Here is a 22,057-nt window from a genome sequence, read left to right as displayed (position 1 = left end):
TCAAATTAATTTAAAATATTCCCAACAAATTCGTGAATTTTATCGACCCCTTGAGTATCAATATATTTGATAAAGGCACTGCCGATGATGGCTCCTTTGGCATGTGTTGTAGCTTGTACAAATGTTTCTTTATTCGAAATTCCAAACCCAACAATTTGTGGATTCTTTAGGTTCAAATTTTCAATGCGCTTGAAATAATCTTGTTGTGTTTGTCCAAAACCGCTTTGAGTTCCAGTTGTGCTGGCACTACTCACCATATAAATAAATCCTTCTGAAATCGAGTCCATATAACGAATACGTTCATCAGAGGTTTGTGGTGTAATTAAGAAAATATTGAGTAATCCATAGCGATCAAAAATCGCTTTGTACTCCTCATGGTACACTTGTGCTGGTAAGTCTGGAATAATAAAGCCATCGATTCCAACTTCATGGCATTTTTTACAAAAAGCTTCGACACCATATTGTAGCATTGGATTAAAATAACCCATAAGGATCAATGGAATAGAGACCTCTTTTCTGATGTCTTTGAGTTGCTTAAAAAGCAAGGCCGTATTCATGCCATTTTGTAGGGCTTTTGTTGAACTTGCTTGTATAGTTGGTCCATCGGCTAGCGGGTCACTGAAAGGCAATCCGATTTCAATCATGTCCACTCCGCTTTTTTCAAGACGTTTTATAATTTCAACAGTATCATTAACCTCAGGGAAACCTGATGAAAAATAAATTGAGAGCAGCTTTTTATCTTCTTTTAGTTTTGCTTGAATTCTGTTCATTAGAATTATAATTTAAAATAATCAATGTATGTGTTGAGGTCTTTATCGCCCCGACCAGACAGACAGACTACGACAATATCATTCGGTTTAAATTTTTTAGTTTCAAAAATGGCAAAAGCATGTGCTGTTTCTATAGCAGGAATAATACCTTCTAATTGCGAAAGCATTAGCCCAGCTGTCATTGCCTCATCATCTGTTACCGGAATAAATTCTGCTCGTTTGGTGGTATGCAAATGTGCATGCATGGGGCCAACTCCGGGGTAATCTAAGCCTGCAGAGATGGAGTAAGGTTCTGTAATTTGACCGTCCTGAGTTTGCATTAGTAGTGTTTTACTCCCATGGATAATTCCCTCTTTTCCGAGAATTGAAGTGGCAGCACTTTCACCGGTGTCAACCCCTTTTCCGGCAGCCTCTACAGCAATAAGACCTACCCGTTCATCATCCAAAAAATGATAATATGCTCCAGCTGCATTACTTCCACCTCCGACGCAAGCTACTACATAATTGGGGTTTTCATTACCCTCCGCTGCATTGAGTTGCCATTTGATTTCTTCTGAAACAACAGATTGAAATCGGGATACCATATCTGGATAAGGGTGTGGGCCGACTGCGCTTCCAATAATATAGTGTGTATCTTCTGGATTGTTGATCCAATCGCGGATGGCTTCATTTGTAGCATCTTTTAATGTTCGGCTTCCAGATTTAGCTGGACGAACTTCGGCGCCTAACATTTTCATACGCGCAACGTTTGGTGCTTGACGAGCAATATCAATTTCACCCATATAAACGATGCATTGTATGCCTGCTAATGCACAAACCGTAGCCGTTGCTACACCGTGTTGTCCAGCTCCAGTCTCTGCAATAATGCGCGATTTACCCAAACGTTTGGCCATTAAAATTTGGCCTATGGTATTATTAACTTTATGCGCTCCTGTGTGGCACAAATCTTCTCTTTTGAAGTAAATTTTAGTGTTGTATTTTTCCGAAAAGCGCTTTGCATAATACAAAGGGGTCGGGCGCCCAACATAGTTTTTTAATAATTGGTCAAACTCGGCCTTAAAATCAGGCTCTGCCATAATACTTAAATATTTTTGACGTAATTCTTCAATATTTGGGTAAAGCATTTCTGGAATAAATGCACCACCAAATTGACCGTAATACCCTTTTTCATTTACGTGATAACTCATAATTGTTTAATAAAGTTTTTAAGTTTAATATCGTCTTTAAGTCCTGGTTTTAGTTCAAATTTACTGTTGATGTCTATTGCATAACACTGTTTTGCAGCTGTACTATTCTTGAATTTTTTTAGGGATTCAAGTTGTTCTACTCCAATTCCACCACTTAAAAAATAAGGTTTGTTTGCATCGTAATCTTGCAACACGTTCCAATCAAAGCAAAATCCATTACCACCAGGATTTTTGCCTTTAGTGTCGAAAAGAAAAAAATCGATGAAAGGCTCGTAAGCACTCAGTCGCGAAAAATCAAATTCATTTCTTATCGAAAAAACTTTGATAATTTCCAGTCCCTCACTTTTTAATTTCCTACAGAATTCAGGGGCTTCATGGCCGTGTAGTTGAACTGTATTCAAATTGTATTGAGCGGCCTTTTTCTTTACGTTTTCTAGGGATTCATTGACAAAAACCCCTACTTTTTTTATTGATTTTGGTATGACTGGAATGTAAGTGTCAATGGAGCGTGGTGAGTTTTCATAAAAAATAAAGCCCATGTAGTCTGGGCTGAGCGCTGCTACATCCAAAATATTTTCTTGATATTTCATCCCACAAATTTTCAGCTTCATGACTCAAGTTGTTTTATGAAGTTTGCAGCACTAGTCCCCGGTTGGTTTGTTTTCATAAAATTTTCTCCAATCAAAAAGCCTTTATAGCCAAAGGGTTGCAACATTTTTATAGCTTCAACTGAACTGATTCCGCTTTCAGACACTTTTAAAAATTCTTTTGGAATAATGGAACTTAAATTTATACTGTGGTTTAAATCGACCTCAAATGTTTTTAAATTTCTGTTGTTAACCCCTATCATATCCAAACTAGGCATCATTGATTTGTTCAATTCGTTTTCGTTGTGTATTTCAAGCAGTACTTCAATATTTAGTTGTTGCGCAAATCTTGACAAAGATTTGATTTCATCTCTGCTAAGAACTGCTGCAATAAGCAGAATTACATCGGCTCCATAGGCTTTAGCTTCCAATATTTGATAGGGATCTATTATAAATTCTTTTCGCAAAAGAGGTAATTCGCAACTGGCCCGTGCCGTGAGTAAATCCTCTAATCCTCCTCCAAAATACTTCATATCCGTAAGGACAGACATGCCGCATACTCCTGCTTTTTGATATCCTTTAGCTACATCATCAACATTCAAATTTTGATTGATAGTGGCTTTGGATGGAGAACGTCGCTTGTGTTCGGCAATAATACCTGACGCACTTTGCTCCAATTTTGCTTTGAGGGAGTTTATTGGACGATCACAAAGAACAGATTGTTCCAGTTGCTTCACAGGAATTAGAGCCTTTCGAAGTTCTACCTCTTTGTATTTGTCTTTTATGATTTTATCTAAAATAGTCATGTTAGAGAGCGGTTAATTTTGTAAGACAGGTTTTGGCTTTGCCACTTAGCAGACTTTCTTTTGCATACTCAAAACCTTCTTTGTGTGTAATTTCTTTAGCTGTAGCTATGGCTAAACCAGCATTTGCGCATACCACCGCATTTTGTGCTTTACTTCCTTTGCCTGAAATGATGGACTCGAAAATTTCTGTAGCCTCTTTGACTGTATTTCCGCCAAAAATCGACTCGGCTGTTATGGATTTTAGGTCTAAATCATCAGGCGAAAATAGCAACTCTGATTGGTTGGTAGCAATTTTAGCGTTGTTCGTCAATGAAAGTTCATCATACCCCCCTAAATCATGAACAATACTATAGTTTTTATCGGTTTTTTGGTATAGATAGTTGTATAACCTAAGTAATTCTAAATTAAATACACCAACCATTTGATGTTTAGGAAACGAGGGGTTAACCATTGGACCTAACATATTAAAAAAAGTCTTAATTCCTAGGGCTTTTCTTATTGGTGCTACATTTTTCATTGCAGGGTGGAACAAAGGCGCATGTAATACGCATATATTGGCAGTTTCCATGGCGCGCTTCAAATGGTCTTTATCATTAGAGAATTTGACTCCTAATGCCTCCAAAACATTTGATGACCCGCAGGCCGATGACACTCCGTAATTTCCATGTTTGGCAACGGCAACCCCCGCTCCGGCAGTAATAAATGACGACAGTGTAGAAATATTGAATGTATCTTTACCATCCCCACCAGTTCCACATAAATCAATTGGGTCGTAAGTTTGTAAATCAACTGCTAAGCACAGTTCGAGCAAGGCGTCTCTAAAGCCTTGAAGTTCATTTACAGTTATACTGCGCATCATATAAACAGTAAGGAATGATGCGATTTGAGCCTGATTATAATCTCCTTTAGAGATACTGATTAGAATTTGCTTGGCTTCCTCAGCACTGATGCTTTCGTGGTTTATAAGTCGATTTAAAAGTGCTTTCATTTTTATGAATTAATCCAGTTTTTTAATATGATTTTTCCGTCCGGAGTCAATACTGATTCAGGATGAAACTGAACGCCTTTGACATCATAATCTTTGTGTCGTAGTGCCATTATCTGATCGTTTTCGTCAACAGAAGTTATTTCAAGGCAATCCGGTATTTGCCCTTTGACAACCCATGAGTGGTAGCGGCCAACATCAATTGTTTGGCCTAAACCTTTGAAAAGTTTTTCATTTTTTGAGGTAATCTTCACTTTTGTTTGAATACCATGATACACAGTATCAAGATTATGAAGTTCGGCACCAAATACTTCGCCGATTGCTTGCATTCCCAAACAAACACCTAAAATACTTTTCGTTGCTGCGAAGGTTTTTATGATGGGTTTTAATAGCCCAGCTTCGTCAGGAATACCTGGACCAGGAGAGAGTACTATTTTGTCGAAATTATCTACTTCTTTTAGTTCAAGTTGATCATTTCTTTTGACTGTGACACTGCATTCTAAATCTTCTAAATAGTGCACCAAGTTGTAAGTAAAACTATCGTAATTATCTATTACTAAAATATCTTTCATGTTAAATTTTTTCAGCGCGTTTAATGGCATTGGTTAGGGCTCCAAGTTTGTTAAAGACCTCTTGCAATTCATTTTCAGGATTTGATTTTGAAACAATCCCTGCACCTGCTTGCCAATGCAACTGTTGATTTTTACTCAGGAAAGTTCTGATCATAATGGCGTGGTTATAATTCCCTTCAAAATCCATAAAGCCTATGGCTCCTCCATAGAACCCTCGGCTTGTTTTTTCATAGGTTTCTATCAATTCCATTGCTTTATATTTTGGCGCACCAGAAAGCGTCCCTGCAGGAAAGGTGTCTGCAACGATTTGCATAGTAGAGGTGTGGTCTCGAATTGTTCCAATAACCTTGCTTACTAGATGAATTACATGCGAAAAGAATTGTATTTCTCTGTAGTTTTCTACAGTGACTTTAGAGCAATGGCGGCTGAGGTCATTTCTTGCCAAATCGACTAACATAACATGTTCGCTATTTTCTTTTTCGTCATCGACCAATTTTTGTGCTAGTGCAGTATCTTTCATGTCGTCACCAGATCGTGCAAAAGTTCCAGCTATTGGGTGAATTTCTGCACTTTTGTTTTTAACTACGAGTTGAGCTTCAGGAGAACTTCCAAAGATTTTAAATGCCCCATAATCAAAATAAAAAAGATAGGGCGATGGGTTGATGCTGCGCAAGGCTCGATAAACATTAAATTCATCCCCTTTAAAATCTTGTTGAAACTTTCGTGAAAGGACCAGTTGAAAGACGTCACCACGTTGACAATGTTTTTTGGCAATATTTACATGTTCTTTGAACTCACCATCTGTTAAATTTGATGCAATAGCATTTGTGGTTTCGAATCCATAAACGGCAAACCGGTCCATGCAGATGATGTGGTGCAGCTCATCAATATTGCTTAGACTTTCATAACAATGCGCAAAAATATACGCTTCATTTTTAAAGTGATTAATTGCAATGATGTTTTGATAAACAGCATACTGTAGTTCTGGTATAGTGATTGAATCTTCTTTTTCCGAAAGTTCAATAGTTTCGAAATATTTTACAGCATCGTATGAAGTATAGCCAAAAAGACCATTGTTTATAAATTTAAACTTCTCTTTCGTTTGCGTTTTAAATTGTTTTGTAAACTGATGGATTTCATTAGTTACCTCATTATTTTCAATAATTGAGGTTTCTTTGGATTGGTCAGGATATGTTTTTGTTAGCGTATTACCTTCAATTTTTATTGTGGCAATCGGATTACAGCAGATGTATGAGAAGCTATTGTCGTTTCCATGATAGTCACTGCTTTCCAGCAGCATACTATTGGGAAATTTGTCCCTAATTTTGAGATAGATGCTTACTGGCGAAAGTGTGTCTGCCAATATTTTCTTATAATGTGTTTGTAGTTTGTACGTTTTTTTCATAAAAAAAAGGCTTGTCGTGATGACAAGCCTTGATATTTTTACATACTAGGGGTGTTCACGACTAATTAAATCGAGATGCCCACCACCAAGTAATTTGTTTTTTGTTATTCATAATGTTTTCAAATATAAGCAGCTTTTTTAATTAGGCAAATATTTTTTTAAGATTTAAAACTTTAAATTTACATTTAAGTCAAATTCATCGTAGATAGCTCGGTCTTTAAGTCCATCAAAAAAGCTAGCTGAGCCGTATTTTATGTCAAATTTGGTACGATCAATTTTCAATTTTGCAGTTGCAGAATCTTCAGAAACTTGCATCTTGAACTCAATTTGATCTTTTATACCTTTGATGATCAGTACTCCCTTTACGTTGTAGTTAGTTCCATTGCCCTTTACGGAAATGAATTCTAGAGAGGCAGTATTGTGCTTTTTAACTCCAAAAAAATCATTGCTTTTAAGATGACCATCTAATTTTGCTTTGTAATCTCCTTCAATGTCTGTAGTGTTTATTGTTGTCATATCCATTACAAACTTACCTCCGGTGAGGGTTTTACCATCAAACATTAGCGTTCCTTTTTTCAAGGAGATCGTTCCTTCATGTTGCCCGGTAACTTTATACCCCGTCCATTTCACGACGCTGTCTTCAATGTTAACATTTTTTACTGTATCAGAGGTGAACGCCAATAGGGTTAGTGTAACAAATGCTAATAGAGTTATTTTAAAAGATTTCATAATTTTTGTGTTTAAATTGTACAACAAAGTTCTAAATTTAATTTCAAAAACTGTAGTTTAGTGAATAAATTTTTGTTAAATTTTGATATGAATTTTATTAAAGTCTTTTTTTTAGTGTCGTTTTCAATTTGCTGTACGTCAAATGTGGAGAAATTAGAAGTTTATGATTTTGATGGTATTGAGCATTATTTAAAACAAAACGATGATAAAGTTTATGTTGTCAATTTTTGGGCCACATGGTGTGCACCTTGCGTCAAAGAATTACCTTATTTTGATCAAATACAGCAAGATTTTAAAGAAAATGTAGAGGTTGTGCTCATAAGTTTGGATTTTCCAAGTCAATACGAATCAAAATTAATCCCTTTTTTAGAGAAAAAACAATTAACATCTAAAGTTATCGTTTTGGATGACACCGATATGAATTCTTGGATTCCAAAAATTGATTCCGAATGGGATGGCGCAATTCCAGTCACCCTAATTTATAATAAAGATCAACGACAATTTTATCCTCAATCATTTACCTATGATGAGTTGAGCTCTGAAGTTCGAAAATTTATGAACTAAAACGCTTAATCATGAACAAATTAAAACTACTTTTATTTACTGTGTTGTTAGCTACAGCAATTTCAGCTCAAAATGGTTATGATATTGGTGCTTTAGCTGCCGATTTCAATCTTGAGAACATTGATGGTTCATTTGTTTCACTTTCCGATTTTAATGAATCTAAAGGCTTTATTGTCGTTTTTACTTGTAACACATGTCCTTATGCTGTTGCTTATGAAGACCGCATAGAAGCACTCAATAAAAAGTATGCAAAGAAAGGATATCCGGTGATTGCTATTATGCCTAATAATACCGAAATTAAGCCTGGTGATTCTTTGGATGCCATGAAGAAACGCGCTAATAAAAAAGGTTTTACCTTTCCTTATTTAATCGATAGAGAACAAGCGGTCTTTCCACAATATGGCGCTACTAAAACACCACATGTTTATGTGCTCCAAAAGAATAATGAAATGCTTATTGTACGCTACATAGGCGCAATAGACGACAACTATAAAGACGCCGATAAGGTTGTACTTAAATATGTTGAAGATGCCGTTGATGCTTTATTGATGAATAGGCAAGTACCTGTGTCAAAAACTCGTGCCATAGGATGTTCAATTAAAATTTAAGTGTAACAAATTGCTTTCACAATCGTCTTATTTACATAAATAATTTTATCTAAAATATGAAGAACCTAGTACAACAAGAATGGTCAGACGAATTGTCAAAATCCACCAATGGAGTAATATTGGATGTCCGTACTGCAATAGAAGTTGAAGACGGTAAGATTCCTGGAGCCACAAATATCGATATTTTCAAAGCTCAGGAGTTTATAGATGCTCTCGAAAAACTTGATAAAAACTTACCTTATTTTGTCTACTGTAAAGCGGGATCACGTAGTGCCCAAGCTTGTGCTGTGATGCATCAAATGGGTTTTGAATACACCTATAACCTAGAGGGCGGATTTAGTAAATGGTCAGGCGATGTTGAACTTTAAAATCAGCGATTTATGAAACGCTATTATTTACTTATTTCTCTACTGCTTACTTGTGTATTTCACAGTTGCAAACAAACCCCAAAAGCCCAGAGCTTGAAACTGATATCAACAGACGAAATGATTGAGTTAATGGATACAGAAGAGATTCAGTTGGTCGATGTTCGTACACCTTCAGAGTACAATGAGGGCCATGTGCCTGATGCACAAAATATAAATTTTTATGATGAAAATTTTGACCAGCAAATTGAAACTCTGGACAAATCCAAACCAATCATTGTGTATTGTAAATCTGGAGGCAGAAGTGCCAAGTGTGCCTCAAAATTGGTTGAAAAAGGCTTTGAAAAAATATATGATTTGGAGGGTGGTTTTTCTCAGTGGAAATTCAAAGCCCTAAGCATTGAAGACTAGACTTTTGGCCACAATGGCGCGGGGTATGTGCCTTCTTCAGTGAGATTCAGCAAGGTGTTTACTGCTGTTTTTTTGTCATCGTAATAAGTGACGCCAAACCAATGACTGTTGGTGGTTAAAACTTCGACTGAGATATGTCCATTTTCCATCATTTCTTGTGCTACAAAAGGCAAGTAAATCTCTTTTTTTTCGTGGTTATTTTTATCTGCTAAAAATTGAGAAAAATAGTCTTTTGTATAATCAAAAATAAGAGGTGTACAAATCCAGAAATTCATAGATACTGAAGCATCTTCACTTAACTCTAATCCGGACTCTTCGTCGATTATTTTCCCATCATTCTTTACGATTTTTGTACGTTCTTTAATCGATTTAAGTGTTTTATTTTTTACGGAACAAACTCCTCTGGATACTGATCCATAATCAGAAAGAGTGTCTTTCAAGCGGTAGGCGACTAGTGCAAAAGCAGCAAAGTCTTTTTGGTTTTTAATGAAATTAGCGGCGCTTTCAAAAGCTTTTTCTCCGTAATAATCATCTGCGTTGATAATGACAAAAGGAGTTTTTATGACATCTCTTGCAGTCCATACAGCATGTGCTGTTCCCCATGGTTTTTTGCGTTCCTCACCGATTGTTATTCCACTTGGGATATCTTCAATTTTTTGAACTAAAACATCAAGTTTTACCGCCGTTCCAATTCGCTTTGCTAGGTGTTCTTTTAAGAATGTTTGATTTTCTTCTTTTGTAATGACAACAATGTGGTCAAATCCGTTTTTAAGTGCGTCGAAAATACTGAATTCCATCAAAAATTCCCCAGCAGGTCCGAGATCATCAAATTGTTTTAGTTTTCCGTAGCGACTGCCGCTACCTGCTGCCATAAGAAGTAAAGTCATTGTTTGTTTTTTGCAGCAAAAATAGCTTTTTTAATCAACTCCTTTATTTATTTTGTAAATTTGTTTTGTTAACCCTTTTAGCTTGAAATGATCAAAACCCTATTTACCACTATTTATTTTCTGTTTGTATTTTGTTCAACTTTATTACACGGTCAACCTACATATTACTCATCAATTGATTTTTCTCAAACAGGTGATGATTTGAAAGCTCAGCTATCGGAACTTATTATTAATACGCATACTGCATTTATTCCTTACACCGCACAGAGTACAGACACTTGGGATATTTTGAGTACAAGTGATTTAGAGTTTTCGACCTCAGACAATGTACTTCTTGTGTATGGATATGATAACAACGATGGTATGTTTATTTCAGATCGTTTGAGAGGCGTCTTTGAAAAATGTAATTTTTCAGGCTGTACAGGCACCGCAGGCTTATGGAATAGGGAGCATGTATTTGCAAAGTCACTTGCAAACCCAAGTTTAGTGACGGATTATCCTAGTCCTGGCACCGATGTGCACAACCTCCGTGCTGCAGATTCTCAGAAAAACACACAGCGCAGCAATCGCTTGTTTATTGACGATTCGGGGGTTGAATCCAAAGTTACAAATGACGGTTATTTTTATCCTGGTGATGAATGGAAAGGGGATGTAGCACGTATTATTATGTATATGTATTTGCGTTACCCTTCGCAATGCGAAGCCATGAACTCTGCAACAGGAAGTGCCAATTATTCTCCTAATGGTGACATGCCGGATGTCTTTTTGGAATGGAATGAGGAAGATCCTGTTTCAGCTTTAGAGCTTACAAGAAATGATGTAATTTCGTCTTATCAGGGCAACCGAAACCCATTTATTGATAATCCCTATTTAGCCACTTTAATTTGGAATGGACCTGCAGCAAATGATTCATGGGGAACACTATCATTAGCAGTATTTGATGAGGTTTTAGTTTCGATATCTCCTACAATTACAAACCGCCATATAGAAATTAGTGGACTTGGAGAAAGTGATTTTAATGTCACAATATACAGTCACTTAGGTCACGAATTAGCAAGTTTTCGCCGTTCCAAAACTATAGATGTGTCAAGTTTTTCGTCAGGCTTATATATAGTTCATGTGGTGCATCCAAAAGGGACGTCACAAGTGAAATTTATGGTTCGATAAATTCTTAAAACTAAAAAAGTTCATCATTTGAAACGAAGGAAGGTGTATTATTTAAATAACAACCATAAAAATGAGTGTGTTGAAAATTCAGTTTAGTGCAATTTTAATTTTTAGTTCATCTCTACTTTTTGCTCAAAAAGTATTTAGTGTTGATTATGCGAGTCAGGCTGATATCAAAGTCTTTGTGGTTGACTATGAGAGTCAAGCTGATTTAAATGTCTACAAAGTTAACTATAAGAGTCAAGCAAAAGGAAATGATGGATTATGGTATTTTGTTGACTACAAAAGCCAGTCAGATAAAACAATTTATTTTGTAGACTATCAAAGTCAAGCAGATGTTCTTGTTTATTTTGTGGAGTATGAAAGTCAAGCTGGATGGCGTAAGAATCCAAAAAGGTATCTTTTTTACTAACTAGACGTTGAAAATTTTTCTTTTTTTGATTGTGTGTTTTGTTTAATTTTTTCTTAGATTGTATTAAATAAATTAACCTCTATGATTATTAAATTCTTAAAAATATTAGTCCTTACCCTGACATGTTTTTTCAGCTTCGCACAGCAAGAATTTGCAGAAATAGAATTAATCGATTTTAATACTTCCGCGACCTACGGCAGTGGATCTAGTGTGTCAGTCCATATCAATCCCAAAGGTATTTTTAGAATGGATAATCCCTCTGCTCTTGGGACTGACAACCCAGACAATAATAAGTTTGTTTTAGAGTTAAGCGACGAATTAGGAGATTTTTCAGCCCCTACGGAGTTGAATGAAGTTTTTGATTTTTATACATCTTTGATAAATGGTGTTTTACCAAGCTCTTTGATTTCTGGAACTTATAAGTTGAGAGTTCGAGCGACCCAGGGATTGACTGCAACTGGCGGTACATATTCAGAGATTTTGACAGAAACCGATTTTTTTGATGTTTCTTCAGATTCTGTTTCAAATTATTTAAGTATTAGTTCTGGAATTCCTTCAATAAATAATAATTTTTTCTATTGTTATGATGACCCTGATAATGGATATTCTGCTTTAGACGTAACTGCATTCCCCGTTGCAGGAAGTTTGAATCGTGGTCTTGGTGCACAAACTAACGATAGCGGAGTTAACTCTGGTGTTGTCAATTTTAATTTTTCCAAAAATTCAGGAAGTAGTTATACCGCATATCTGCATGATGTTTTCAATGCTGGCGCATATTCGCAAAATTTAATAATTGACGATGTTTTTGGGGTAGCCTCTATCAATTTACCTATTGATGATACTGATCCAACTAATCCTACAGGGCTACCAATTGGAACTTACAACATAGAAATTCATGAAATAAACTCACAGGGAGTATCATCTATTTACTCTGTTGTTTTTTTATGGCATAGCAACAATACAAATTTAGGAAATACTACATCTGAAACTATTTGCTTGAACGAGGAGGTTATTTTTGCAATAGACAATAGTACTTCAGGGATAGCTCGTAACTACACTGGTTCATACTACAGTTTTGATTATGGTGATGGATCTGCTGTAGAGTATTATACACATGCAGAAATTATGTTTGATGGAACTGAGATCAAGCATATCTACAATACAGTTTCTTGTGAAAGTGGTCAGGGCGAATCGGGATCAAATTTCATTATTCAGAAAAGTTTATACAATAAATTTAGAACTAGTGATACTGAGACCTGTAATACATACTCAGTGAATGGTCTTGGAACAGAAAAAGCGGTCAATGTCAGTGAAGCACCCGAAGCTAGTTTTACTCTAATTGAACAACAGTGTGAGGCGCAGCCTATCACAGCAACTAATACATCTATTCTTGGTCAATGGGGGCTAGAAGGGACATGTTTGGATGGAGCAAATTTTGATTGGTATGTAAAAGGACCAGAAAACACTAGCTTTGTTTACGTAAATGGAATTGAAGTTCTTCAGTCATGGTTGGTTGGGGATGATTTGATTATTCCTGCAAATCAAGTCATACCTGGGTGTTGGGAAATTTATTTAGTCGCTTATAATCAAGACCTTTGTCAATTAGAATCGACCACACCTACACAAACTATTGAAATACAAGCAATAACAGATCCTGATTTCCAATTTTTAGATGACTCTGGTCAAGCAATAACAGAGATTTGTTTTGATCAATCAGTTACTCTGAATGACCTGTCAAATATAGATCAATTCGATTGTCAATCAATCAATTATAATTGGACTATTTCACCAAGTTCTGGATATACATTTCAAGCTCCCTCTTCTAGCAACTCACAAAGCCCTGAGGTCGTTTTCGATACACCGGGAGTTTATCAAGTTACACAGACGATTTCTAATTTATGTGGAGTAAACTCAGTAACCAAACCCATTACCGTTCTTGGCGATCCAACCGTCAATTTTAGCGACGCTTCACTGGCAATCTGTGAAACAAATGATGCACTAGTTTCAGATGGTTACACTCTTGACTTTAGCGATCCTTCTATTGCGCCAACGTACAGTGTTTCACCATACGCTCCAGATTCATACAACTGGACTGTCTCAGGTGTAGGCGTTACTTCTTCAGATTATGCTTTTATTAGCGGAACAGGTCCTTCTAGTGCAAATCCTGTCCTTAATTTTTTAACTTTTGGAGAGTATCTTATAACTGTCGAAGTCAATGGAGTATGTGGAGGCGCTAATTCAGATGTATTTTCTTTTGTTTATGACCAAACACCAGTACTCACAAATACAGACGTTTTGCAAGTGATTTGTTCAGGTCAAACTTCTGATGAAGTGGTATTTAATTCAGACATGCTAGGGACTACATATTCAATTGTTACTACCGCAGATTCTGCTGTTCAGGATTATTTAAATCTTACAAATGAATCCACTATTCCTGCCATGACGTTAATCAACAACACTGATGCTGCGGCAAGTGTAGTCTATACTGTGACACCGATTGTAGATAGCTGTTCTGGAACACCCGTAGATTTTGTTTATACTGTGGCCTCTAAACCTCAAATTCAAGATGAAACAGTTGAAATTTGTTCCGGAGAAAGTTTCAATATTGACCCAACTACTATAGCGGGAAATACTGTACCTACAAATACAACATACACTTGGACTGTAATTGACGAAAATGCGCAAATAGCTGGTGATTCAGATCAAAGTACAGGACAAAGTACAATTGGTCAATTGCTCACAAACAATTCAAATAGTACACAAACAGTGGTGTACACGGTAACCCCTACGTCTGGAGATAGTGGTGACTGTGTTGGCGATGATTTTTTGATTACTGTAAACATAAAGCCAGCGCCTACAATGGATTCAGTTGTAGACCAAGTCATATGTGGCGGAACGGCATTTACTACGCCCATCTATAATTCTGATGTTGTTGGCGTAGATTACTCGTGGGTATTAACTTCGACTTCAATACCAGCAACCATTTCAGGGTATCCACAACCTAATGGTAGTGGCCAACTGACGGGAACAGTAATCCAAAACACAGGGACGAGTTCATTTACTTTGAATTATGATTTAAGTGTTGAATTTGAAGGATGTCCTGGAAATACGGTTTCATTTTCTATCACTGTTGATCCCGCTCCGTCTGTAGAGTTTGATCGCCCAAATCAAGTGATTTGCAGCGGCCAAGTATCAGAAATAGTCAATTTAAGTTCACTAACTCCAGCAGTCAACATCTCATGGTCCATAGATGCAAGTTTATATCCAGATATTACCGGCATCACACAAAATTTAGGAACAACTACAATTCCTCAGTTGAATTTGACTAGTACTGCTTCCGTACCTATAGACTTGATTTTTACAGCTCAAGCAAGTACCTCTTCATCGGCAGGATGTGAGGGGATAAACGTGCAATATACTATAACCGTAAACCCTGAAGCTGAAATGAATCCTGTTGGAAATTTGACTTATTGTAATGGTGAGTTAACTTTACCTATAGAATTTACTTCACCTCAAACGACTGGAGTAATCAACTACGCATGGGAGATTGATACCAATATTGGCGCACCTCTTACGGGAACAGGCGATATAGTGCCATTTAACGCAACTAATATTACGAACAATTTACAAATAGCTACAGTTTCAGTGACGCCTTCATATGTCAACCCCATTGATGCTTCTGTGGTTTGTGAAGGAGCAATTCAAACTTTTCAAATATCTGTGATTCCAACGCATGAAGTTTCAATAAGTCCATCTACTCCTCAGTTATTATGTGTTGGAGGTGCAGTTGACCCTCTGACAGTTTCGTACACAGGTGGGTTAGCCTCAGCTACACCAACTTATCAATGGTATTACAATACATCTGATAGTAATGATATTGTAGGAGCTACGCTTGTGGGTACAAATGATCCTCAGTTTACACCTCCTAACAATATTGAAGGAGCTCGCTATTATTTCTGTGTTGTGGACTTAGACGATGGCTGTAATGCTGTGCCCTCGGCTACGGTTGAAGTTATAGTACAAGACACCCCAAGCATTTCCAGTTTTCCAAACACTCCTCAAACAGTTTGTGTTGGAGGTAGCTTATCACCGGATTTTTTAACGGTATCTTATGATGGAGGAAGTGGTACCCCAACATATCAATGGTTTGTCAATACAGTCAACATGACAGGAGGAAACCCTATTCCAGATTCGAACACTCCTGTTCTTGATTTAGGAATTTTGGATACTCCCGGAAACTATTATTACTGGGTGTCTATTTCTTTTTCTGGAGATGGTTGTGGCGGTACATTTTCTGATCCTATTGAGGTTAAAGTTGTAGGTGATCCAATGCTCACCATCCCTGAACCATCTCAAACTCTTTGTGAAAACACTACTCCCATAGACTTAGAAGTTACTGCTTCTGGTGGCGATGGGTTATACCAATACCAATGGTACAGCAATACTACAAATACGAATACAGGAGGAACCGCTTTAACTGGAGCAAATAACCCTTCATATACCCCAGACACGAGTATTTCTGGACAGTTTTTTTACTATTGCTTGGTGACAACCCTAACATCAGGTTGTGAAACAGTGAGTAATGTTTCAGAAATAATTATTAACCCAGAGCCAACAATTATTCAGCAACCATTGATAGAACAATCTGTTTGTAGGGATAGCGCCCCAAGTACTCTCTCTGTAAACTACATCGACGGTGTGGGTGTTTCTAGTTATCAATGGTATCAAAGTACTGTATGTGATAATACAGATTTGGCTACTCCTATTGTTAGCGCTAATTCAGCGAGTTTCACTCCACCAACAGATGTTGTAGGTTCTGTGTATTATTTCGTTGTTTTGGCGTTTACTGAAGGGGGATGTAGTTCAATTGTATCGGATTGTGCACTCGTTAATGTAGGCGAAATCCCCTCAATAGATGATGTTACTCAAACCGTTTGTTCATCATCATCATTTTCTGTAACTCCCACAAATGGAGGGGGTATCAACAGCAGTGATGTGGTGCCAAACCCCACGCTTTATACATGGACAGTAAATTCAGATCCATTTATTTTAGGAGCTTCAAATAATTCAATTCCACAAGGGTCAATTGCTCAAACTTTGGAAAATACAACAAATGTTCCCAAACAAATAATTTATACGGTAACACCAATTTCAGACGGCGTAGGAAATTGTGTCGGCGACACTTTTGATATTACTGTGACAGTAAACCCAACGCCTACAATTGCAGATGAAACTTTAACCACATGTTCATCAAATACGGTAACTTTTATTCCTTCTGGAGATGGTTTAGGTGGGACCGATATTGTTCCCGTAAATACGACGTATACATGGACTTTTGTAGATAATTTAAGTGTTAGTGGTGAAAGTACAAGTACTTCTTCTGGTGAAGCTTTCTTTTCACAAACTTTAGTAAATAATGACAGTTCACCTCAAGCCGTTGATTACCAAGTTACTCCAATTTCAGATTTGGGTTGTATTGGCCAACCTTTTATAGTCACTATAATTGTTGATCCTGTCCCATTTGTTTTAAACAAAACTGATGAAATATGCAGTGGGACTTCCTTTGAAATTGATCCATTAGACAACCTGCCAACAGAAATTGTACCATCTGGCACAACATACACTTGGACAACTATTGGCAATCCAAACCTAACAGGATGGTCTGATGAAAGCGTGGGTCAAACGACAATCACGCAGGCACTAACTAACACAACCAATATTGCTGAATCAATTACTTATGTGGTGACACCACAAAGTGGATCCTGTTCAGGTGCTACTTTTGAAGTCGTCGTGAATGTCTTACCCGTGCCGGAAATTTCTTCTATTACACCAATAGCTCAGGTATTGTGTAGCGGTGAGGATTCTGTTGAAGTGACATTTGATGCTACGGTAACAGGTTCGACTTTTGAATACACCCTTACAAATACCAGTATCCCTGCCGAGGTTACTGGTTACGAAGCACATCTCAATGGTGTGGGTACTTTGCCAGCACTTACGCTTACCAACGGACTTACAACGGCATATGAGCTTATTTATGAGGTAGCTCCTACTGCTAATGGTTGTGCAGGTAATCCAGTACAATTTACTATTACGATTAATCCTAGTCCGCAAGTTAATTTTGATCAATTAGACCAAAATTTATGCAATGAAACGGTTAGTGTTCCTGTGGCGCTGTCTTCACCAAGCCCAGATACTGATGTTTCATGGACACGAAACAGCCCTGTTGGCTTGATAGGTTTTGTTGCTGGTGATGATCAAGGAACAACGATTATTCCTTCGTATAACTTAGAGAACACAACAGATGAACCTATTGATGTAATTTTCACGGCTACTGCAACTACCAATGACACTACAGCATGTTCTGGCGGTACATCTTTGTATGTTTTGACTATCAATCCAACAGCGCGTCTTGATGCGATTCCCAACCAAACAATATGTAGTCAATCGAATTTTAATGATGTTTTTGTCAACTCACCCACACTTCCCTCAACTTCAATTACATATGAATGGACGGTAACTTCTGCAGGTTCAAATTTGAGTGGATACACAACTAATGCTGGTCCAATTGGGGTTTCAGATCCAATTTTTGGTGAAACAATTACAAATGCATCGAATCTTGCAGAGGATTTGGTTTATACTTTAACTCCGTATTTCGATGGTTGCGCTGGAACTACACAGACTTTCACTATAACAGTATTGCCGACCCCTGAAATTTTTGCAATGGATGAAGTCATTTGTAGCGAAGATACTTTTAATGTTATTCCATCAAATGGATCAACATCTACAACTATTGTCCCTGTAAACACTACTTATACTTGGACTGTACTGCCTAATCTAGATGTTATTGGACAAAGTGACGAATCTTCACCCCAAAATGAAATTAGTCAAACCTTAGAAAATCTTTCTAATACCGATCAAGACCTTGTCTACGTTGTTACCCCTTCATCTCAAGATGGATGTGATGGTGTGCCTTTTGAACTGACCGTAACTGTATCTGCTCGCCCATCAATCGGAAATAAAAATTTAGGAGCTTGTAGTGGTGTACCATACGAATTGACCCCTTTTGATAACGCTCCGACGGAGATTGTTCCATTGAATACACTTTATACTTGGACCGTGCTTCCTGGTGCAGATTTGGCAGACCTTACTGGTTATAGTGATCAAACCACAGGAGTTCCGACAATAAATCAAAACCTAACCAATCTTTCAGATGAATCCAAAACCATCATATATCAAGTTAACCCTGTTAATGGCACTTGTGATGGTTTACCATTCGAGGTAGAAGTTGTCGTTAGTCCTAGTCCATTTGTCGAGGATATTATTGTTGCCCCTATTTGTAGCAATGATACTCTTACAGTAGCGCCAGAAACAGGAATTCCTAATCCAAACAATATTGTTCCATTGGGTACAACTTATACTTGGACTGTTGTTGATAACCCAGATGTGACTGGGGATATTGATCAACCCATTGCACAAAATGAAATCAGTCAAACATTAATCAATACGAGCTCTGTTGTTCAAACCGTTGTGTACACTGTGGTACCTAGTTTGACAAGTTGTGATGGCTTACCTTTTACTGTCTCCGTGGATGTAAAACCAGGGCCTTTTATTTTGTCAGGTCCAGAAACACAAGACACACAGTGTAGTGGAAGTCCTTTTACAATTTCACCTCAAGATGGTGTACCTTCGGCCACAACGATTGTGCCTGTTGGAACACAATATACATGGGTTGTTTCTGTACCTAACGCTAATTTAACAGGTTCGTCAGATCAAACTTCTGCTGTAGATTTAATCTCACAAACCCTTGTGAATACCACAAATGAAATACAACAAATTACTTACTCCATTACACCTGAAGTTGATGGTTGTATTGGGCCAACTTTTGATGCTGTAATAACAATTGAGCCTAAACCTTTTATCCCTGACGTGGTTGAAGACCTATGTGATGCAAGTTCCTATATATTGACTCCTTTGCATGGTACTTTGCCAGATGCCAATACAATTGTTCCAGATTTGACTACCTATTCTTGGGGTTTACCCACTATTACTGGTGGTATTACAGGTGCTTCAATTGGTGTTGAGGAAGCATTTTTTGATTCAGGTATTTTAGAAAATCCAACAGTCAATACTCAGACGGCAGTGTTTTCGGTTACGCCAAATTATTATGCCTCATCCGATCCTACAACATTGCTTTGTACTGGAGATGTGTTTACTGTTACGATAAATCTTTTTCCATCACCAGAAATCAACGAAGTTATCACAACAATTGGCTGTAGTTACACAGATGATTTATGTACTTCAAGTATAGAGATTAGCCCTGTAGGTTTAGCACCGTTTACATACAATTGGGTCTCTTTGGATGGTAATCCTATAGTTAATCCAACTGATAGGGATCAATTTGATTTATGTCCTGGTGTATATGAATTAGCGATCACAGATTCTTCCAATTGTACTTATGTATATCAATATGAAGTTCCACCACCAGATCCTGTAGAATTTACACTAATAACACTCACCGATATTTCTTGTAACAATGTGGGTGTTCAACCCTGCGATGGAAGTATAGAGGTAGAGACCGTAGGTGGTATAACCCCTTACAATTTGGTAGAATGGTATACTGAAACTATACCTGATTCAGGTGTTTTTGATTTTGGTCCTCTAATTAATGTTAATGATCCAAATCAACTTGTCAATGCTTGTGAAGGAAATTATATTTTAAAAGTTTTAGATGATAGTGGGTGTGAATTCATATCGCCCGTCTATACCATAAACCAAATCGTTGATCCTATAATTTTAACAGAAATAATTTCAAATTACAATGGATTTAATATTGACTGTAATGCTGCAAATAGTGGTACAATAACAATAGATTTATCCGGTGGGTCTGGAGTTTTTGAATACAGTTTTGTAGAGGATGCAACTGGAGATGTTTTAGAGACAGATACGGTCAATTCAGTGTCTACAACATTAGAATTTGACTTTTTGATTGCAGGTGATTACACTCTCACAATAGAAGATCCGAATTGTTCGAGTCTAATCACAAGAAATTATACGCTCACACAACCAGACGAATTGGTCATTACAGCCACTTTGGTTGACCCAATTGATTGTTTCGGTGGCCTTGCTACTTACGATATAACAGCAACGGGTGGAGTACCTCCGTATACTGGTACTGGTCTTCAAGACGTTTTGAGTGGTCCTTTTACATTTGTTGTTTCGGATGCTAATGGATGTGAGGATGATTTTTCGACTGTTGTCGCCGAGCCAGCAGAACTTCTAGCTACCTACACCATTGACGATGCGCCTTGTTTTGGCGATTTTGGACAAGTCAATGTATTACCAACAGGTGGAACAGGAATTCTAACAGTAAACCTCTATGATGAAAATAATATTTTCATCACAAATTTAAATACCACCACTGGAGTGCCCGTTACTTTTAATCAACTGGCAAATACATATTTTTATGAGGTTATTGACGAAAATACGTGTCGCTTTGGTCCACAAGCAATCACAATTGACGAACCTGACCCCATTAATATTATAGACTTTGAAGTTATTCAACCCGACTGTAATACAACGCCAGCGTGGGAATTTGACAATGGGTCTATTTGTATTACAATCACAGGTGGAACAAACCCATTTCCTGTAGGAACGGCTTGGGTAGACAATGGTGGTGGACAGTGGTGTTTGAATAATTTGAGTGCTGGCACCTATCCTATTGATGTCACAGATATTAATAATTGTTCATTACAAAATCCATTTCCTGATATTACACTAGTCAGACCTCCTGAGATTACAGCAGTCATAACCAATACAATTGATATTGATTGTGATACAGATACAGCAACGCAAATCAATACTATTATTGTCAATGGAGGTGTGCCTCCATACCAAGTAACATGGTCTGGTGGTATTGTTGATGCCGCTAACCCTTTTGTTATGCAAACCTCTGTTCCTGGAAATTATTCAGCTTTTGTAAATGATCAATATGGAATCATAAATGGTTGCCCGCCAATTGAATTTCCTTTAGATCCTATTGCATTTTTTGAATTTGGACTTGCTGACTTTACAATGAGTTCTGCGAATAGTGATTTTTGTGATGTTTTTGTTGTATCAGATCCAATATACTTTACAAATATTTCAACGGGAGATATCACTAGTTTTTCATGGAATTTTGGCGATGGTTCACCTACACTTACTGGAGTTGATACTCCTGTACATGTATACGACGCTCTTGGGACTTACACCATTAGCTTGACGGTCGAGGATTTGTACGGATGCTTTGACACCTATTTTCAGACTATTGATATCACAAAAGGTTATGAAATTATTTTACCAAATGCGTTTACGCCAAATGGAGATGGAATAAACGAAACCATAAGGCCAGTTTCAAATTGTATGACAAAAATTAAAATGAGTATTTATGACACCTGGGGCTCCTTAATTTATGTTGAGGTAGCTGAAAATCAAGATATTTATGGTTGGGACGGAACTATTGATGGTAATCCTGCTGAAAACGGAAATTACATAATGGTCGTCGAGGCAACAACATTCAACGGAGCTGTGATTGATCTTAATGGACCTGTAACCCTTATCAAATAA

General features: G+C 37.3%; 16 protein-coding genes. 7 read left to right on the top strand and 9 right to left on the bottom strand.

Annotated elements, in window-relative coordinates; translation table 11 throughout:
* Nucleotides 1-5: 5 nt before the first annotated feature.
* From trpA to FORMA_RS02985, 8 genes are all read right to left on the bottom strand, one after another.
* Nucleotides 6-770, bottom strand: a complete 765-nt coding sequence (gene trpA / locus FORMA_RS03020; protein ID WP_069674260.1) for a tryptophan synthase subunit alpha — start codon at nucleotides 768-770, stop codon at nucleotides 6-8.
* A gap of 5 nt (nucleotides 771-775) precedes the next feature.
* On the bottom strand, nucleotides 776-1,957 hold the full coding sequence (gene trpB / locus FORMA_RS03015; RefSeq protein ID WP_069674259.1) for a tryptophan synthase subunit beta: 1,182 nt from the start codon (nucleotides 1,955-1,957) through the stop codon (nucleotides 776-778).
* The gene (locus tag FORMA_RS03010) at nucleotides 1,954-2,568 is read right to left on the bottom strand and encodes a phosphoribosylanthranilate isomerase (RefSeq protein WP_069674258.1); all 615 of its coding nucleotides are present in this window, start codon (nucleotides 2,566-2,568) and stop codon (nucleotides 1,954-1,956) included. The genes trpB and FORMA_RS03010 overlap by 4 nt, the downstream gene beginning before the upstream one ends.
* A complete protein-coding gene (trpC, locus tag FORMA_RS03005; protein WP_069674257.1) occupies nucleotides 2,565-3,350 on the bottom strand; it encodes an indole-3-glycerol phosphate synthase TrpC in 786 nt (261 codons plus the stop codon). The genes FORMA_RS03010 and trpC overlap by 4 nt, the downstream gene beginning before the upstream one ends.
* 1 nt (nucleotide 3,351) lies before the next feature.
* Nucleotides 3,352-4,338: an anthranilate phosphoribosyltransferase gene (trpD, locus tag FORMA_RS03000; RefSeq protein WP_069674256.1), complete on the bottom strand. Its 987-nt coding sequence runs from the start codon at nucleotides 4,336-4,338 to the stop codon at nucleotides 3,352-3,354.
* Between the two features lie 2 nt (nucleotides 4,339-4,340).
* Entirely contained in the window at nucleotides 4,341-4,907 is a 567-nt protein-coding gene (locus tag FORMA_RS02995) for an anthranilate synthase component II (RefSeq protein WP_069675425.1), read from the bottom strand.
* A gap of 1 nt (nucleotide 4,908) precedes the next feature.
* Entirely contained in the window at nucleotides 4,909-6,312 is a 1,404-nt protein-coding gene (locus FORMA_RS02990) for an anthranilate synthase component I family protein (protein ID WP_069674255.1), read from the bottom strand.
* 165 nt (nucleotides 6,313-6,477) lie between these two features.
* Nucleotides 6,478-7,041, bottom strand: coding sequence for a YceI family protein (locus FORMA_RS02985; protein WP_069674254.1), 564 nt, complete (start codon nucleotides 7,039-7,041; stop codon nucleotides 6,478-6,480).
* 87 nt (nucleotides 7,042-7,128) lie between these two features.
* Here FORMA_RS02985 and FORMA_RS02980 point away from each other — a divergent pair, with 87 nt between their 5' ends.
* Genes FORMA_RS02980 through FORMA_RS02965 form a run of 4 tightly spaced genes read left to right on the top strand, consistent with a single transcriptional unit; the run spans nucleotide 7,129 to nucleotide 8,989 of the window.
* Complete coding sequence (locus FORMA_RS02980; protein WP_069674253.1) at nucleotides 7,129-7,605, top strand: TlpA family protein disulfide reductase; 477 nt, start codon at nucleotides 7,129-7,131, stop codon at nucleotides 7,603-7,605.
* 11 nt (nucleotides 7,606-7,616) lie between these two features.
* Nucleotides 7,617-8,213 carry a thioredoxin family protein gene (locus tag FORMA_RS02975; RefSeq protein ID WP_069674252.1) on the top strand — a complete coding sequence of 199 codons (597 nt, stop codon included), beginning with the start codon at nucleotides 7,617-7,619 and terminating at the stop codon, nucleotides 8,211-8,213.
* Between the two features lie 56 nt (nucleotides 8,214-8,269).
* Nucleotides 8,270-8,581: a rhodanese-like domain-containing protein gene (locus tag FORMA_RS02970; RefSeq protein ID WP_069674251.1), complete on the top strand. Its 312-nt coding sequence runs from the start codon at nucleotides 8,270-8,272 to the stop codon at nucleotides 8,579-8,581.
* A 12-nt stretch (nucleotides 8,582-8,593) separates the two neighbouring features.
* The gene (locus FORMA_RS02965) at nucleotides 8,594-8,989 is read left to right on the top strand and encodes a rhodanese-like domain-containing protein (protein WP_069674250.1); all 396 of its coding nucleotides are present in this window, start codon (nucleotides 8,594-8,596) and stop codon (nucleotides 8,987-8,989) included.
* Here FORMA_RS02965 and FORMA_RS02960 read toward each other — a convergent pair.
* Nucleotides 8,986-9,876, bottom strand: a complete 891-nt coding sequence (locus FORMA_RS02960) for a nucleotidyltransferase family protein (RefSeq protein ID WP_069674249.1) — start codon at nucleotides 9,874-9,876, stop codon at nucleotides 8,986-8,988. The genes FORMA_RS02965 and FORMA_RS02960 overlap by 4 nt on opposite strands.
* Before the next feature lie 87 nt (nucleotides 9,877-9,963).
* On the opposite strand from FORMA_RS02960, the gene FORMA_RS02955 reads away from it, so the two are divergent.
* The 3 genes from FORMA_RS02955 (at nucleotide 9,964) to FORMA_RS02945 (ending at nucleotide 22,057) form a co-directional block, all read left to right on the top strand.
* The gene (locus FORMA_RS02955; protein ID WP_069674248.1) at nucleotides 9,964-11,043 is read left to right on the top strand and encodes an endonuclease; all 1,080 of its coding nucleotides are present in this window, start codon (nucleotides 9,964-9,966) and stop codon (nucleotides 11,041-11,043) included.
* A 70-nt stretch (nucleotides 11,044-11,113) separates the two neighbouring features.
* Nucleotides 11,114-11,455, top strand: a complete 342-nt coding sequence (locus tag FORMA_RS02950; RefSeq protein ID WP_069674247.1) for a DUF6150 family protein — start codon at nucleotides 11,114-11,116, stop codon at nucleotides 11,453-11,455.
* Nucleotides 11,456-11,536: 81 nt separating this feature from the next.
* A complete protein-coding gene (locus tag FORMA_RS02945) occupies nucleotides 11,537-22,057 on the top strand; it encodes a PKD-like domain-containing protein (RefSeq protein WP_069674246.1) in 10,521 nt (3,506 codons plus the stop codon).

The organism is Formosa sp. Hel3_A1_48 (genome assembly GCF_001735715.1).
Lineage (GTDB): Bacteria > Bacteroidota > Bacteroidia > Flavobacteriales > Flavobacteriaceae > UBA3537.
Note: the sequence above shows the minus strand (reverse complement) of the source record. Positions and strands in the feature narration are given on the sequence as shown.